This is a genomic window from Pseudomonas fluorescens (assembly GCF_030344995.1).
Taxonomy (GTDB): domain Bacteria; phylum Pseudomonadota; class Gammaproteobacteria; order Pseudomonadales; family Pseudomonadaceae; genus Aquipseudomonas; species Aquipseudomonas fluorescens_BF.
The window spans coordinates 3,198,455-3,213,719 of sequence record NZ_CP128260.1 but is presented as its reverse complement, the minus strand read 5'-3'; the positions used below and the strand labels follow the sequence as shown (position 1 = coordinate 3,213,719).

Annotated in this window: 13 protein-coding genes and 1 pseudogene; 5 read left to right on the top strand and 9 right to left on the bottom strand. The window is 60.2% G+C overall.

Features of this window, described 5'->3' with window-relative positions; all coding sequences use genetic code 11:
• Positions 1 to 159: 159 nt before the first annotated feature.
• Positions 160 to 2,517 (top strand): tetratricopeptide repeat protein, encoded by a 2,358-nt coding sequence (locus QR290_RS14445; protein WP_115077784.1) that lies wholly within the window; start codon positions 160 to 162, stop codon positions 2,515 to 2,517.
• A 208-nt stretch (positions 2,518 to 2,725) separates the two neighbouring features.
• On the opposite strand, the gene QR290_RS14440 is transcribed toward QR290_RS14445, so the two are convergent.
• The 3 genes from QR290_RS14440 to QR290_RS14430 all read right to left on the bottom strand — a co-directional run bounded on the left by QR290_RS14440 (position 2,726) and on the right by QR290_RS14430 (position 5,979).
• Positions 2,726 to 3,700, bottom strand: a complete 975-nt coding sequence (locus QR290_RS14440) for a hypothetical protein (protein ID WP_115077783.1) — start codon at positions 3,698 to 3,700, stop codon at positions 2,726 to 2,728.
• Positions 3,701 to 3,829: 129 nt separating this feature from the next.
• Complete coding sequence (locus QR290_RS14435) at positions 3,830 to 4,309, bottom strand: DUF934 domain-containing protein (protein ID WP_289202870.1); 480 nt, start codon at positions 4,307 to 4,309, stop codon at positions 3,830 to 3,832.
• Positions 4,306 to 5,979 carry a nitrite/sulfite reductase gene (locus QR290_RS14430; protein WP_289202869.1) on the bottom strand — a complete coding sequence of 558 codons (1,674 nt, stop codon included), beginning with the start codon at positions 5,977 to 5,979 and terminating at the stop codon, positions 4,306 to 4,308. Before QR290_RS14430 ends, QR290_RS14435 begins: the two co-directional genes overlap by 4 nt.
• A gap of 261 nt (positions 5,980 to 6,240) precedes the next feature.
• Here QR290_RS14430 and ccoN point away from each other — a divergent pair, with 261 nt between their 5' ends.
• Positions 6,241 to 7,668: a cytochrome-c oxidase, cbb3-type subunit I gene (gene ccoN / locus QR290_RS14425; RefSeq protein WP_115077781.1), complete on the top strand. Its 1,428-nt coding sequence runs from the start codon at positions 6,241 to 6,243 to the stop codon at positions 7,666 to 7,668.
• A gap of 15 nt (positions 7,669 to 7,683) precedes the next feature.
• Complete coding sequence (locus QR290_RS14420) at positions 7,684 to 7,905, top strand: cbb3-type cytochrome c oxidase subunit 3 (RefSeq protein WP_115077780.1); 222 nt, start codon at positions 7,684 to 7,686, stop codon at positions 7,903 to 7,905.
• A gap of 260 nt (positions 7,906 to 8,165) precedes the next feature.
• Here QR290_RS14420 and QR290_RS14415 read toward each other — a convergent pair whose 3' ends face one another.
• Together QR290_RS14415 and QR290_RS14410 are read right to left on the bottom strand one after the other, a co-directional pair.
• On the bottom strand, positions 8,166 to 8,657 hold the full coding sequence (locus tag QR290_RS14415; protein WP_115077779.1) for a hypothetical protein: 492 nt from the start codon (positions 8,655 to 8,657) through the stop codon (positions 8,166 to 8,168).
• A 115-nt stretch (positions 8,658 to 8,772) separates the two neighbouring features.
• On the bottom strand, positions 8,773 to 9,282 hold the full coding sequence (locus QR290_RS14410; RefSeq protein ID WP_115077778.1) for a GNAT family N-acetyltransferase: 510 nt from the start codon (positions 9,280 to 9,282) through the stop codon (positions 8,773 to 8,775).
• Positions 9,283 to 9,669: 387 nt separating this feature from the next.
• Here QR290_RS14410 and QR290_RS14405 point away from each other — a divergent pair.
• Positions 9,670 to 10,041: pseudogene (locus QR290_RS14405) on the top strand (DUF6124 family protein).
• 185 nt (positions 10,042 to 10,226) lie between these two features.
• Positions 10,227 to 12,110: a hypothetical protein gene (locus QR290_RS14400; RefSeq protein ID WP_289202867.1), complete on the top strand. Its 1,884-nt coding sequence runs from the start codon at positions 10,227 to 10,229 to the stop codon at positions 12,108 to 12,110.
• A 54-nt stretch (positions 12,111 to 12,164) separates the two neighbouring features.
• On the opposite strand, the gene QR290_RS14395 is transcribed toward QR290_RS14400, so the two are convergent.
• From QR290_RS14395 to QR290_RS14380, 4 genes are read right to left on the bottom strand one after another with little or no spacing between them, the layout of a single operon-like run.
• Complete coding sequence (locus QR290_RS14395) at positions 12,165 to 13,142, bottom strand: LysR family transcriptional regulator (RefSeq protein WP_289202866.1); 978 nt, start codon at positions 13,140 to 13,142, stop codon at positions 12,165 to 12,167.
• Positions 13,143 to 13,181: 39 nt separating this feature from the next.
• Entirely contained in the window at positions 13,182 to 14,129 is a 948-nt protein-coding gene (locus tag QR290_RS14390) for a peptidylprolyl isomerase (RefSeq protein ID WP_289202865.1), read from the bottom strand.
• On the bottom strand, positions 14,126 to 14,593 hold the full coding sequence (locus QR290_RS14385) for a YbjN domain-containing protein (protein ID WP_007955105.1): 468 nt from the start codon (positions 14,591 to 14,593) through the stop codon (positions 14,126 to 14,128). The genes QR290_RS14390 and QR290_RS14385 overlap by 4 nt, the downstream gene beginning before the upstream one ends.
• 29 nt (positions 14,594 to 14,622) lie before the next feature.
• A complete protein-coding gene (locus tag QR290_RS14380) occupies positions 14,623 to 15,252 on the bottom strand; it encodes a DNA repair protein (RefSeq protein WP_289202864.1) in 630 nt (209 codons plus the stop codon).
• Between the last annotated feature and the right edge of the window lie 13 nt (positions 15,253 to 15,265).

The window sequence follows — 15,265 nt, the reverse complement described above, 5'->3', positions numbered from 1 at the left end:
GTTACAGGTATAGCTAAAACCACGCCGATTGCGATCCAAAAACACAATATTCACATCACACCGGCCCCGCTCATTTGACAGATACGGATGAGGCGGCAAAGCTGCATCAAGCTTGAACGCGCGCCCGACGGCAAATGCACCTGGACTACGGAAGTCGCAATGCCCAAGCATAAAAATAAAGCTGCACCGCTTCAGCCTGATGCTTCACCGACCTCACTTTCACGTTACCTGTTTCCCGTTTCCATTGGCGTGCTGCTGGCGGCAGTCGCGGGGATCGGCTGGTTTCTGTTCAGCCCCGCGCCGATGCCGGTCAAACCGGTTCCCGTGAGCGCCCCGGTTGCTGCGCCGGCCAAACCTGCACCCACCGTGGCGACAGCGCCTGCGAGCATGGTCGACGAGCAGCAATGCCAGGGTTGTCACAGCGAGCAGGTCAAGGATTGGCAAGGCTCTCATCACCAGTTGGCGATGCAACCGGCAAACGCTGAAACCATGCTCGGCGATTTCAACAACATCGTTTTCAAAGCTGAAAACGAGACCACCCGTTTCTCGCGCAAGGGCAATGATTTCTGGGTCAACACGCCGGGCATCGACGGCAAGAACGCCGACTTCAAGGTCGCCTACACCTTCGGCATCGCCCCGCTTCAGCAATACCTGATCGAAGTCGGCGAAGGCCGGTTGCAGGCGCTCGGTGTGGCCTGGGACACAGAGAAAAACCGCTGGTTTCACCTCTACCCCGGCCAAGGCGTGAGCTTCAAGAATCCGCTGCACTGGAGCAAGCCCAGCCAGAACGCCAACTTCATGTGCGTCGAGTGCCACACCACCGGGTTCAAGCGTAACTTCGATGCGGCCAGCAACACCTTCGCCAGTCAGTGGAACAGCCTCGGCGTCGGCTGCCAGGCCTGTCACGGTCCGGCGTCGAATCACCTGGAATGGACGGCGAAGAAAACCGACCTGATCCACGCCGGGTTCGCCGTCGATCTCAAAGACAAGAACGCCACCGTCGAGATCGAAACCTGCGCCCGCTGTCACGCTCGCCGCGCACCCTTGGGCGATGGCTACACCGTCGGCAAACGCTTGATGGACGATTACCTGCCGAGCGTCCTCACCCGCGAGCTGTATGCGCTGGACGGCAAGATCAAGGACGAAGTGTTCGAGCACGGCTCCTTCGCCCAAAGCAAAATGTTCGACAAGGGCGTGCGGTGCAGCAACTGCCACAACCCTCACAGCACCGAACTGAAAGCGCCGGGCAACGCGGTGTGCCTGCAATGCCACAACACCGCTGGCAAAACCTCCGTCGAAGGCGTCGACGGCAAGGGCCTGCAAGCGAAGAACTACGACAGCATCGAACACACTCGCCACACGATGGGCCAGCCCGGCTCGCAATGCGTGGATTGCCACATGCCCGGCAAGTTCTACATGGGCAACGACTTCCGGCATGACCACAGTTTCAGCATCCCCAACCCCGAACGCGCGCAGAAGCTCGGCACGCCGGACGCCTGCCTGACCTGCCACCAGGGCAAGGCCGGAGACAGGGTCATCGCGCAGTTCAAGTTGTGGAAAGCATCCGACGCCCCGCAAGCGCCGCGATACGACGAAAGCCTGTGGCTGATTCGCAACGGCCAACCGGGTGCTGCGCAGGCGCTGTATGAGCAGTTGCAGCGCAGCAATCTGCCGGCGATCCAGCGGGCGACGTTGCTCGCGGAATTGCCGCTCTATCCGAGTGAAGAAGCCTTGAAACTGGCGACGACTGATCTGAAAAACCCGGCGCCGCAGGTTCGCGAAAACGCCGTGCGGGCGATCAGCGCGTTTCTGCCGCCGCCGGAGCGTTTATCGCTATTGGCACCGTTGCTGGGCGATCCGGTGAAAGCGGTGAGAATCGCTGCGGCGCGGGATCTGCTGAGTGTCGCCCGCAATGGTCTGGGCTCGGCTCAGGCCAATTGGGAGGCGGCAATTGCCGAGTACGAAGCCGTGCAGAAGAGCCTGGCCGAACGGGCCGAGGCCAATTTAAATCTGGCGATGCTCTATCAGGCCAGCGGTCGCAGTTCGGAGGTTGAAGGCCTGTTGCGCACGGCCCTGAAACGCGACCCGGATTTCTACCCGGCGCTGGTCACGCTGGTGCAATGGCTGGAGGCCAACGGGCGCGTTCCCGAGGCACAGCAACTGCTGGATGAAAGCCTGACGGAACATCCGGATGCTGCCCTGTTGCAGCACACCCGAGGTCTGTCGTTGATCCGCGCCGGCAAGCCGGCCGACGCCATGTCGCCTCTGCGCAAGGCTGCACAACTGGAACCACAGAACGCGCAGTACGGTTATGTGCTGGCGGTGGCGCTGCACGAAAGTGGCAAGGTTGATGAGGCGTGCGCGCAGCTGGAAGCGCTGCTCAAGCAGCAACCGGCGAACCGCAATGCGCGGTTGTCGCTGATTCAGTGGTATCTGGACAGTGGACAGGAGCCGAAGGCTCAGGTGGTGTTGCAGGGGTGGAAGAAGCTGAATATGGGGGATCCGGCGTTGAAGTGATTGGCTGGAGATTGCTGCCCCCTCACCCTAGCCCTCTTCCAGGGGGAGAGGGAACCGATTGGGGGATATTGGAGAGGTCCACCGACTTGAACGATCTGCTTTGAATCCATAATCGACCAAATCTCACAGGTCGATGTATTCAGCCGTACAACTCGGTCGGCTCCCTCTCCCTCCGGGAGAGGGCTGGGGTGAGGGAGCTTTTGACTTTTCACCAGCTCGAAGTCTCCCCACTCCTCAACGCCATCTCCCGCCGGCTGTTCGCCCGCATCGCCTTGATCAGCGACACCGTGCCCACCAGCAGAATCGCCGCACCAAACAGGAAGTCGATGTTGTACAGCTGGAAATCCTGCACCGGCCCCACCAGCACCGTGCGCACTACGCCGATGCCCACCAGGGTTGCGAGGAAGTCGATCCCCGGCTCATCGCGGTAGAACACCAGCAACAACGGCAGGCACAGCACCAGCAGCATCAACAGCACCACAACCTTGAACGAGCCTTTGCGCTCGACGCTGAACGCGCATTCGTGTGGGCCGTAGGCCTTGTAGTCCTCGTCGCGGATCATCGAGTTTTTCTCGTTGATGTAGTCGGCGCGGTTGTATTTCTGGATCGGCGTGAAGGTGTTGGACATCTCCATCAGCGTGGTGATGTTCTTGAAGCGCAGGTCAATGCGCTCGCTGCCCTTGAGGTAATACAGCACCGGTTTGTAGCCGTAGCGATAGGTGTCGAAGGGAAATTCGGTGACCCGGCCCTGAACGCTGATCGGGCGCGATTCGAGTTTGGCGAAGGCACTCTTGTCGGTCGAGGCGAGGTTGCGGCTCAGGGGCAGGACTTTCACCTGTTCGAGGAAGATCGGCGTGACGCCAAACGACCACTGCAACGGTTCCAGGCGCAGACGCAGTTCGTTGCGGCCCAGGTCATAGCGGTTGAAGGTACGTTCGGAGACCACTACCGCGCCGCTGAGCATGAACTCGCCGCGCAGGTTGTTGGTGATGCGCAGGGTCAGTTGATCCTTGCCCAGCAACGCCGCTTCGGTATTCGGCGGCGTGCCGCACCACGCAGTACTTTCGCCGACGCCACCGAGCTGACCGCCGCGGTTTTCGTTGAACACATAGATGTAACCGGCCCACAGCGTCACCATCAGCAGCAACGCGGTGATGCCCAGAATTTTTTTGCCCGGACTCACTGATCAGACTCCCTTCTTCGTTCCGTCGTCCAGCCGAAAACCCGCTGGCGACGGGGACTCTACCAAAAGGCCACCATCGACCCAAGGAAAAATCCCCGATTCATCGGGGTTCTAAGGGTTTCCCCTGCATCACCTGCGCCGGAACAGCGGCCGCGGCTCGATCGCCGAGCGCCCGTACAGCACGCTCATCCCGGCCAGGCCCTTGAGCGCATCCTCGGCGGATTTGTCCTCGCGCACGGCGAAACTGTCGAAACCGCACTGACGCATGTGGCTGAGCTGGTCGCGCAGCACATCGCCAATCGCCCGCAACTCGCCTTTCCAGCCGAAACGGCTGCGCAGCAGATACGCCTGGCTGTAGGCGCGGCCGTCGCGAAAGCTCGGGAAGTCGAGGGCGATCAGTGGCAGCGAGGTCAGCCAGGGCAGCAGGCTTTCGACGCCATCGTCCGGGCCGAGCCAGACCGCGTGAGTCGAGGGCGATTCGAGCCAGTGGGCCAGCGGCAGAATCAGCATTTCAGTGCTGTCAGCCGTTTCAGGCGAGCGGATCAGCGTCCACGGATCGTCGAGCACAATCCGCGCCCCGCTCTCCTCCATCCGCAGCAGGTTGTTCATGCCGACACCTCCAGCGCTTTCGGGTAAACCCGTTCCTTGAACGGCTCCAGCCCGATGCGCGCCACGGTATCGACGAACAATTCTTCTGCTTCGCGGTAACGGACAAAGGTGCCGATGATCCGCTCGATCACCTGCGGCACTTCGGCGGCGCTGAACGACGGGCCGATGACTTTGCCCAGTGCGCTGTTCTTGCCCTGCGCCCCGCCGAGGGTGATCTGGTACCACTCGCTGCCGTTTTTATCGACGCCGAGAATCCCGATGTTGCCGATGTGGTGATGGCCGCAGGCGTTCATGCAGCCGGAAATGTTCAGGCTGATATCGCCTAGATCATGCAGGTAATCGAGGTTGTCGAAACGCGCCTGAATCGCCTGGGCAATCGGGATCGATTTGGCGTTGGCTAGCGCACAGAAGTCGCCGCCGGGGCAGGCAATGATGTCGGTCAGCAGACCGACGTTGGCGGCGCCCAGCCCCTGCTCTTTCGCCAGTTGCCACAGTGCATACAGCTCGGACTTGGGCACGTCCGGCAGGACGATATTCTGCTCGTGGGCGATACGGATTTCACCGAAACCGAAACGCTCGGACCAGTCGGCAACCGCCAGCATCTGTAAACCGGTGACGTCCCCCGGTGGCGAGGCCAGACCCGGTTTGGTCGACAGCACCACGCTGGTGTAGCCCGGCACTTTGTGCGGTTGCACGTTGCGCGCGACCCAACGGGCGAATGCCGGGTTGTCGGCCAGGTGCGTGCCGAAATCCAGATCGGTGCCCGCCAGCGCGCGATAACTCGGCGGCACGAAAGCACTGGCGACCCGCTGGTATTCATCTTCGGTCAACTGCGCGGGGCCGTCCTTGAGGTGTTGCCATTCCTCCTCGACTTCCTTGGCGAACGCTTCGATGCCCAGCGCCTTGACCAGAATCTTGATCCGCGCCTTGTACTTGTTGTCGCGCCGGCCGTAGCGGTTGTAGACCCGCAACACCGCCTCGACATAGGACAGCAAATGCTGCCACGGCAAGCCGTCGCGAATCTGCAAACCGAGGATCGGCGTGCGTCCCAGACCACCACCGACGATTACCCGCAACAGCATCTGGCCGTCACGGCCGGGGTAAAGATACAGGCCGATGTCGTGCATCATGATCGCCGCGCGGTCCTGCTTTGCCGAGCAGATGGCGATCTTGAACTTGCGCGGCAGGAACAGGAATTCCGGGTTGATCGTCGACCATTGCCGCAGGATCTCCGCCAGCGGACGCGGGTCGATCAACTCATCCGCCGCGACTCCGGCGAAGGCTTCGGTGGTGATGTTGCGCACGCAGTTGCCCGAGGTCTGGATCGCATGCATGTTGACCTGCGCCAGACGTTCGAGAATGTCCGGCACTTCGTGCAGCTCGATCCAGTTGAACTGCATGTTTTGCCGGGTGGTGAAGTGGCCGTAACCACGGTCGTAATCCCGGGCGATGCTCGCCAGTGTGCGCATTTGCCCGGCGCTCAATGTGCCGTAGGGAATCGCCACCCGCAGCATGTAAGCGTGCTTCTGCAGGTACAGGCCGTTTTGCAGGCGCAGCGGCAGGAATTCCTCTTCGCTCAACTCCCCGGCCATGAAGCGCTCGACCTGATCGCGAAACTGCGCAACGCGCTCGAACACCAGCGCCCGGTCGTAATCATCGTACTGGTACATCGGCTTACTACCTCGTCAGGAACTTGCACGGATTCCGCAGATTTTCCCTGACTATGGACGAACGGCGCAGTGCACAACAGATTCACCTGAACGCATAAAAACCGTATCAGGGCGCGGCAGATGGCCGCAGGCAGCGCTTCGATCTGATCCGCATAAATGAACAATTCCTGAGCCTGTTTTGTTTCCGGTGGGGTTTCTACAGTGCAGCTCGTGCCAGACCGGGTGGCCTGGCAAGACTTTGCAACCGTGGAAGAACTGACCATGAGCACAGCAACAATCGGACAGGCTTATAACTACAAGGTCGTCCGCCAATTCGTCATCGCGACTGTTTTCTGGGGTGTCGTGGGCATGGCGATGGGGGTATGGATCGCCTCGCAACTGGTATGGCCGGATATGAATCTGGACCTGCCGTGGACCACCTTCGGCCGCTTGCGACCGTTGCACACCAGCCTTGTGATTTTCGGCTTCGCCGGCAGCGCGCAATTCGCCGCCAGTTACTACGCCGTGCAGCGGACCTGTCAGGTGCGGCTGTACTCGGACAAACTCGCCGCGTTCACCTTCTGGGGTTGGCAATCGGTGATCGTGATCATGCTGGTCACCCTGCCGATGGGCTACACCACCACCAAGGAATACGCCGAGATCGAGTTCTCCGGCGCAGTGTGGATGGCCGTGGTCTGGGTCGCATACGCCATCGTGTTCTTCACCACGGTGGTGCAGCGCAAGACCAAACACATCTACGTCGGCAACTGGTTCTTCGGCGCGTTCATCCTGGTGATCGCCATGCTGCACGTGGTCAATCACCTGTCGATTCCGGTGGACTGGTTCAAGTCCTATCCGGTGTATTCCGGCGCCACCGACGCCATGGTGCAGTGGTGGTATGGGCACAACGCGGTGGGGTTCTTCCTGACCACCGGGTTCCTTGGGATGATGTATTACTTCGTGCCCAAGCAAGTGAATCGGCCGGTGTACTCGTACCGGTTGTCGATCGTGCATTTCTGGGCGCTGATCACCCTGTACATCTGGGCCGGCCCGCACCATTTGCACTACACCGCGCTGCCGGACTGGGCGCAGTCGCTGGGCATGGCGATGTCGCTGATCCTGCTGGCCCCGAGCTGGGGCGGGATGATCAACGGGATGATGACTTTGTCCGGCGCCTGGCATCAGTTGCGCACCGACCCGATCCTGCGCTTCCTCGTCTTGTCGCTGGCGTTCTACGGCATGTCGACCTTCGAAGGCCCGATGATGGCGATCAAGACCGTCAACGCCCTCTCCCACTACACCGACTGGACCATCGGCCACGTACACGCCGGCGCCCTCGGCTGGGTGGCGATGATCACATTCGGCGCGACCTATCACATGGTGCCCAAGGTCTTTGGCCGCGAACGGATGCACAGCACGCCGCTGATCAACCTGCACTTCTGGCTGGCGACCATCGGCACGGTGTTGTACATCGCGTCGATGTGGGTCAACGGGATTACCCAGGGCCTGATGTGGCGGGCGATCAACGAGGACGGCACGCTGACCTATTCGTTTGTCGAGGCACTGCAAGCCAGTCATCCGGGGTTTGTAGTGCGGTTTGCCGGCGGGATGTTCTTCCTCAGCGGCATGTTGCTGATGGCCTATAACGTGTGGCGCACGGTGCGGGTGGCGGATGTTGCGATTGCCCACCGTGAGGCGCAGATCGCCTGATCAAGGGAGCCGGTCATGTTCGATGTTTTCTTGAATGTGTTGGGTGTGTTGTTTTTGTGGCTGGCGGTTGAGTACTGCTTGCGGCATGAGACGAGCGAGAGCCTTGATGAGGCGAGTCTGACGCCGTTTGCGGATGATCCGGAGGTGGCTCGGCGGGTTGAGCTGGCTACGGGTAAAACCGTGAAGGCGGTGGCGCCGGAGGTGGCGAAGCCGGGGTGGGTGAATCTTGAGATGTGAGGTGTGTCAGGAGCAGCCCCCTCACCCTAGCCCTCCCGAAACGTCGGACCGCCCGGAGGGAGAGGGAACTGACCGAGTTGTTTATCCGAAATACATCGACCTGAAATATCGAAGGTGAATGCAATATCAACAACGAAGAACTGCCCTTTCCCCGTGAACTGAGTTTTTGACAACCACGAAGATCTGCTCCCTTTCCCCCTCGCCCCCTTGGGGGAGAGGGTTGGGCGGGCGGCGTTCCGATGAGGGGGTTGCTCTTGATCTTAGGTGCGGTCGCGAGGGATGAGGCTCTGTAACTGCTGCGCGAGGAAATTCGCATCGAAGGCAAAGGTGTCGGGATCCTTCAACCCATTAGTCTTACGCCACTGCCAATCACCATTGGGCAACCCCACCAACGAAACACTCCCATACCGCGCCGCCGTCAACCCCATCACCGCCAGCGAAATCTGCCCGCCACTGCCCATCACATCCGGCACAAACTCCACCGGTTTGCCGGCAATCACGATGCTCAGCTTTTCAGTCTTGAAGGTTGACGTCTCAACCGGAATGCTCGGCCCAAACGCCACATAAGCCTCGCGACTCACCTCCAGCAACCCCGGCGCCTGCACCGGTTCCAACCATTGCTGAATCTGTCCGAACAACTCAGTGATCCGTGAAGCCCAGGTCACCGATTGCGTCTCGAACAGTTGCTTTTTGTGCGCTTCGCTGTCGGCATAGTGGCGAAGCATTTCGCCAAGTTGCTGTACGTCGTCCATTGCGGTGTTCCCTCAAGGAGCGGTGCTGCGGACGTCGAGCATGGCAGATGCCGATGACGACCGTGCAAGTCATTTGCCTGCACGGCCGCCTGATCGGCCATTGACGGACAGAAGGTCAGCGCTTGCGCAGACGCGCCATGCTCAGGGTGTCGACCCATTGCCCGTCACGCACGGCGTAATCGCGGAACAGACCCTCGTTTTCGAAGCCGAACTTGCGGTAGAGACCGATGGCCGCTTCGTTGTCGGCGTACACCGAAAGCTCGACCCGGTGCAGGTTCATCCAGTTGTCCGCCACGTCCAGCGCCGCCGCCAACAGCTTCGAACCGACACCCTTGCCCTGCCACGCCACCGCAACGGCCATGCCGACACTGCCGGCATGGCTGCGACGAATCCGCGAAAAAGCCTCCAGCCCGAGATGCCCGATCACCGCACCTTGATGCAGCGCCACCAGTTTCACCATCCGTTCGTTTTCGGGCATCAGCCGTTGGCGCCAGATCTCGGCAGACTGAAACGGCATCTGCAGCACCTGCCGGGTCACGGCCGGGTCGTTGTAAAGTGCGGTGACGCCTTCGACGTGGGATTCGCTGAAACGTTCGAGGTGAATGGCGGGGTTGTGCTCAGGCATGAAAGATCCCTCCTGGATCAGTGCGTGGCCGGTCACTGTAAACCGCTTCTTCACGGACTCGCCATGACTGTTTAAAGCCGTTGATCGAAACTTCCGGCAAGCCACAACGGCTTGCGCCTTTGCCTACGCATCCGCCAGAATCCGCCGGCTTGTGCGCCTTGAGGGTGGGCTCTATCGTTTCCGGGTCGTTGATGAATCAGCGATCGGGTTTAGCAGCTCGGCAATTCTCAAGGCACGCTGGTTTCGCCATTTCTGTTTTATGGCGGCTTGCGTGGGGCACTTCGGTGCGCCGGGATCCTTGAGCCTGGTCTGCTAACCCGCGTACAGCCGCCACCTCATTCGTTTAGCAGCGATGGATGACGGCTCCATATCTCAAGGAGCTTCACCATGATCAAACCAACACCCAACCCACCCGAAACCGACACCACCTCGCCCTACGAAACCCTCGACTCCAAGACATTCCACGAAGCCGCCGAACGCGCCCTTGATCACTAACTCAATCCGTTGCTCCCCCGAAAACCGCTGCTCAAACCCAACACCCGCTACCTCATCGCCCCCGGCATCGACAGCGAAGAACTGCTGGCCGACGCCTGCGAAACCCTGACCTGCGCCAAAACCATGGCCACCGACTTCGCCGGGTTGGTGGACGGCTCGCAGCGGCATGTGCTGCTGGGCATTGCGCAACTGATCATGCTGGGCGAGCTGGCGGTGAACCGGGCGCTGGATAACCTGGACGTGGCGGCAGAACCTCGGCCCTGAGTGCTGAATCCGAAACGGCCCCTTTGCGGGGCCGTTTTTGCATCTGCAGGAAAGCCGTTCGCCGATGACCATTCGTCTTGAAACCACGCTCCCCTGTCAGATCTGACAGGTGACGATGCTCTGCTTTCACGGTGTCATGAACCTCGCCCCGAAGAGGGCTTCCCACCGTACGCCTGGAGAAGAGCATGAACATCAACGTCAATTCGACACAGATCAACGACTTGCTCAAGCTTTATCCGATGGCTGTCCCAGGCGCAGAAGAAAACCTGCAACCGCCAGGGGCCTACCATCTCGGCATTCCCGAAAGCATTCATTCGCCCTCCACCAAACTCTTCATGGTGATCGACCCGGTCATGTTGTTTTCCTCTTCTCTTGCCATCGGTGACTCCGTAAGACTGTGGGTCAACGACCAGGCAACCTCCGTGATCGAGACTGTCAAGCCGGGCAAAGAAAACGACCGCATCTGGATGGAGTTGCCATGGGGATGGTTGGTTGATGGCCTCAATACCCTGCACTACGAAGTCACTGAAGTCAGCGGTAATAAAGATAAATCCGATCCGATACTGAAGGTGCTGTTCAACAACCCGGTCTCCGGCATCACGGTCAGCCATCCGGCCAGCATCGGCCCGGGGCAGCCGGCCACGTTCACTTTTACGCGCAGCAAACCGCGCGAATATGACGTGCTGACGCTGACCGTGGGGACATGGAGAAAAACCATCCCCTACGTCCATCCTTCCAACCCGGTGACCTACACCCTGACGGCCACTGACCTTCAGCAGATCGGTGACGGCACCCATCAGGTATACGCCAAGGTGGTCGATCAGTTGAGCAACAGCAATGTGTCGCCAACGACTTCAATCACCATTACCGCCAAACAGAAAGTCTATAACCCGCCGATCATCGTGGAGGCGGAAGCAAACAAGAGAGTGCTGGACGTTCCAGCGTTGGCGGGAAAAAACGCCACAATTCATGCGCTGACCTGGACGGATATGGTTCCCGATCAGCCGTGCTGGCTGGAACTGCTGGGCTTCAAACCCGACGGCACCGTGCACAATTTGAAACTCTGGAACGGCTTTCCAGCAAGGAGCAATCCGACATGGATCAGCTCGGGCAGATACGTGCAAACCGTGGTCAACAGCTATCTGGCGCAGCTGGGCGATGGCACTAAGCTGACGGTGCAGTTCCGGGTCTCGGAAGACAAGAGCAACGACTATGATACGGCGACGAAGTTTGTGGATCAGGTGTACTCCGTCAAGGCATCGAGTGTCACGATTACTTCGTATAGAGACTCGGCCAACACCAGCGTGTCCAACGGAGGCTGGACCTACGAGACGGGAGGCACATTGACCGGTACCGCAGGCAGCAACCAGCAGGTGCAAATCCTGCTCAACGGCACAGTTCGACAAACCGTGACTGCCAACGCCGCCGGAATCTGGACCTACAGCATCTCCGGGCTGGCGGTTTTTGCTCATATCTTCATTGCCAGGCCATTGCCCGCCGGCGCTGATTCAGCGCAATGGCTACTTCATGTCAGGTCGGAGTGGCAAGATCACTACACCTCACTTGCGAGCGGCTACAACGGCTGGATCCTGCATAACGCGGCCCGCTCCGGCTATATCCGGATTCACGCAGGGGTACAGGCGTTTTTCAACTTCACAGATCAAGGTTCGATTACAGGATTTGCCGGGACGGTGATGTACCACGATTTCGATTGCCTGCCGGGAAACTATTCCTTCCGGGTGCAGGCCTGCCATGTCGCCGACAGTCCTGCGTCTGGTTTATTGAATCCGATCCTGCAACTGCAATGCGGCATCGCGGGTGGCAATGGTGCCGTACGCGAAATACCGAAGACTGGTATCTGGTACGACTTTTTGCTCGACATCAACGTCCCTGCTCGCCGCATCGTCCGGTTCTACATTCAGAACCATCAAGATAATGGTCACGGTAATGACTTAGGCCTTCGCAACATCAGCGTGATCCGCAACGGTGGCGGTGGCGGCATAATGGGGGCGCTGAATGAGGCCCCGCTCTACAGCGGCCCGACACTGCCACCGCTGCCTCTGGTATGACGCACGCGAAAAAGGGAACGGATTTATTAAATTAAGTCCGTCCTTTTTACGCGGTTATTCAAACCACTCCTGTCGCTCATTGAAGGTGCGTTGAATCAACTCAACCAACACCTGCACCTCCCCAACCGCCTGCGATCCACTGTTCACCGCCAACCACGCCTGCAACCGCATCGCCTCGTCAAACAACCCCGGCAACGCCACCAACCCGCGATCAAACCGGCTCATGTACATCGGCAGCAAACCAATGCACGCGCTGCACCGGATCATCTCCAGCATCAGTTCGTAAGACTGCATCTGCACCACCCCGGCCAACCGCTGTTCAACCAGTTCATTCCACGGTCGAAAGCTGTCGATCTGCCGGTCATGCTGCCATTGCACCAGCATGAAATCGGCGAGGTCATCCGGACTTTCTGGCCGTGCAGTCACACGGGAGTAGCGTTTGGCGATGTGCGGCTGGTATTCCAGTTTTGCGAGGCGTTGCGGTTCGCTGGTGGCGAAGGTCGGGCCCGGATGCGGGGTGTCGCCGTGGGCGAGCCAGAGCACGATGTCGGCGCTGACGGCGCGCAGGGCCAGTTCGCTGTCGAGGGCGATGATCTCGAGGCGCACGCTGGCGTTGCGGCGCAGCAGTGCGATGAGGTCGCGGCCGAGGATGTCGTGCAAGATCGATTCGGCGACGGCCAGCCTTATCAGCGGTTGCTCGATTACCGGGAGTTTGCGTTCGTGAGCCAGCGCGATCAGTTGCGCCTGCAATTGCTGGCCTTCGCGGGTCAGGCTCAAAGCGCTGCCCTGAAAGCTGAACAGCGCGCATTGCAGTTGCTGTTCGAGTTGCGCCAGTTGTTTGCGCAGCAGGGTCGAGCGCACGTTGAGGCTGCGGGCTGCTTGCATGAAGCAGCCGCAGCGGGCGCTGACCAGAAAGTACTGCGCGACGTCGCCGTCGAGGGTCGCCGCTTGCGCCAGCCAGGGTTCGTCCTTGTCCTGAGGCCAGCGGAAATCGGCGCTGCTCTGTCGTGCTGCGGGTTCGGTGAATGACATCGATGACTCCCTGTCGATCTTTGTTTTAGTGTGCAGCGCTTAAGGTTTGGTCTCCAGCACCTTGTTGAGCTCGGCCCCGTCGATGCTCAGCGTCGCGGTGTTGAGCATGCCGTCCAGGTACGCCTGAGCAATCTGTTCCTGACGCTGAGCCCGCAAGGCCTGGGTCAGTTGATCGCGCAACTCGTCGAGGGTCGCGGTGCGGGCCGGTTGTTGTTCGGTGAGTTTGATTACGTGGAAACCGGCGCTGCTTTGAACGGGATCGGACACCGCACCAACCTTCAGCCGCGCCACCGCACCACGCACTTCCGGCACCAGTTGCTGCAACGGTTGCAGGCCGGTGTCGCCGCCGCGTTCGGCAGTCAACCGATCCTGGGAAAACTCCTTGGCCAGCGCTGCAAACTCCGCCGGGGTTGCCTGGGCTTTCTTGCTCAGATCCACCGCCTGCTTGCGCACCGCCTCAAGATTCTGCGGCTCATTCACCCCGAGGAAAATCTGGCTGACCCGATACAGCTCCGGCGTCTGCCAGTTGGCCTTGCCCGCGTCATACGCCTGCTGCAACTCGGCAGCGCTCGGGTAATCCGCCGGCACCTGACTCACCGACTGCAAATAATCGCGGAACACGATCTGCTCGGTGGCGGCACGGGTCTGCCGAACCACGTCCGGACGCTGCGCCCAGCCCTGGGCATCGGCCTGTTCCAGCACGGCTTTTTCGGCCAGGCGTGAACGTATCCAGCGCTCCAAGGCTTCACGATTACCGCGCAGTTGCTCGCGGGTTTGCGGTGGAACAGCCGCCAGCAACGCCTGCAATTCCTCCGGCGAAACCTGTTGATTACCCAACCGCGCCACCGCCGGCCCCGCATTCGTCGCAATCACCGGCGCCGGTTGCTGGGCGGCGACCGGGTCATTGCCCGGCCGCACCACCAGCGCCACGGCCACCACCAACAGCGCCACCGCAGCGGCGCTGATCACCATGGCAGGTTTCGTCACAGCGCGACTTCCTCTTGCTCAACCTTTGGAGCCTGTGCGGCAGCGGCGTTCTGGGTGAAATCACGCAGGTAAACGATGAATTCCTGCAACAGGCGATCCCACAGTTCCAGGTTGCCGCGCAGGTAATCGCTGCTGACGCCAGCGGCCACCACCACGTCCATTTCCATCACCAGAAACTCGCCCTGCAACGACAACCGGGCAAACCGGCGGGTTGCGTTCCACTGCTCGGCCACACCGGCCGGCAACTCGCCCTGCACGCGCAAGGCGCAGCTGAAGGTGAAGTCGACGTAGCTGCCCTGCTCTGCCACCGCCGGGTTGCCGAAACGCACGGCATAACCGATGCCCTGGCTGGCGCTGAGCAACTGGACGATGCCGTTCTGTTCGGTCTGGTTGACGCGGTAACCGGCGGCTTGCAGCACGTCAGTCAGAGATTGCGGGGATACGTGGGAGATCAATTGAGTCATTACTTCTTCCTTGTCCATGAGTCTTTTAATCAGTGCGCGATCGCGGCTTGCGGCGCATCGAATTGAGTCTTGTACAGTTCGTCGCCAAAGCCCTGAGCCAGCTCATCGAACTTGACCCGGGCGCTGCCGGCGAAGGGCTGGCGGATTTTCATCACCTCGGCCACATCGATGTTTTCGTAGGCGGTGAGGATCTGCTTGGCCACGCCGTACATTTGCTGATTCTTGACCGAACATTGCTGCACTTGTGTGTCACGTTCAGTCAATTGCGCTTGAAGCTTAGACCGTTCTGCCTCTTTGGCACGGGCCATGACCAACAACTCGTCATAGGCTTTCTTGAACTTGCCGGTCTGCTCGTTGCTGGCCGCGACTTGCGCCTGGGCCTGGCTGTGCAGGCTTTGCTGCTGCCCGGCCAGTTGCTCGGCGAGACCTTTGGCCTTGGCCAGTTCGGCGGTCAATTGCTTGATTTGCACCTGCGCAGCCTTGGCTTCGTTCTGCGCTGCCAATTGCGCGGCGCTGGCCTGGGCCTGCTGGCTTTGCAGGGTTTGCAGCTGCTGAGTGGTGCTGCGCAATTGCGTGCGCAGACGTTCCTCCATGCCTTCGGCGCTCGCCCCGGTGACGATCAACATGCCGAGCCCAAGCCATAAAAAGCGGATGTTCATAACCCTCTCCCGG

What these genes read in the sequence shown, in the direction of transcription:
- QR290_RS14445 (WP_115077784.1), top strand. Translation starts at nt 160, where the DNA reads ATGCCCAAGCATAAAAATAAAGCTGCACCGCTTCAGCCTGATGCTTCA.
- QR290_RS14435 (WP_289202870.1), bottom strand. Translation starts at nt 4,309, where the DNA reads ATGAACAACCTGCTGCGGATGGAGGAGAGCGGGGCGCGGATTGTGCTC.
- QR290_RS14430 (WP_289202869.1), bottom strand. Translation starts at nt 5,979, where the DNA reads ATGTACCAGTACGATGATTACGACCGGGCGCTGGTGTTCGAGCGCGTT.
- ccoN (WP_115077781.1), top strand. Translation starts at nt 6,241, where the DNA reads ATGAGCACAGCAACAATCGGACAGGCTTATAACTACAAGGTCGTCCGC.
- QR290_RS14420 (WP_115077780.1), top strand. Translation starts at nt 7,684, where the DNA reads ATGTTCGATGTTTTCTTGAATGTGTTGGGTGTGTTGTTTTTGTGGCTG.
- QR290_RS14415 (WP_115077779.1), bottom strand. Translation starts at nt 8,657, where the DNA reads ATGGACGACGTACAGCAACTTGGCGAAATGCTTCGCCACTATGCCGAC.
- QR290_RS14410 (WP_115077778.1), bottom strand. Translation starts at nt 9,282, where the DNA reads ATGCCTGAGCACAACCCCGCCATTCACCTCGAACGTTTCAGCGAATCC.
- QR290_RS14400 (WP_289202867.1), top strand. Translation starts at nt 10,227, where the DNA reads ATGAACATCAACGTCAATTCGACACAGATCAACGACTTGCTCAAGCTT.
- QR290_RS14395 (WP_289202866.1), bottom strand. Translation starts at nt 13,142, where the DNA reads ATGTCATTCACCGAACCCGCAGCACGACAGAGCAGCGCCGATTTCCGC.
- QR290_RS14385 (WP_007955105.1), bottom strand. Translation starts at nt 14,593, where the DNA reads ATGACTCAATTGATCTCCCACGTATCCCCGCAATCTCTGACTGACGTG.
- QR290_RS14380 (WP_289202864.1), bottom strand. Translation starts at nt 15,252, where the DNA reads ATGAACATCCGCTTTTTATGGCTTGGGCTCGGCATGTTGATCGTCACC.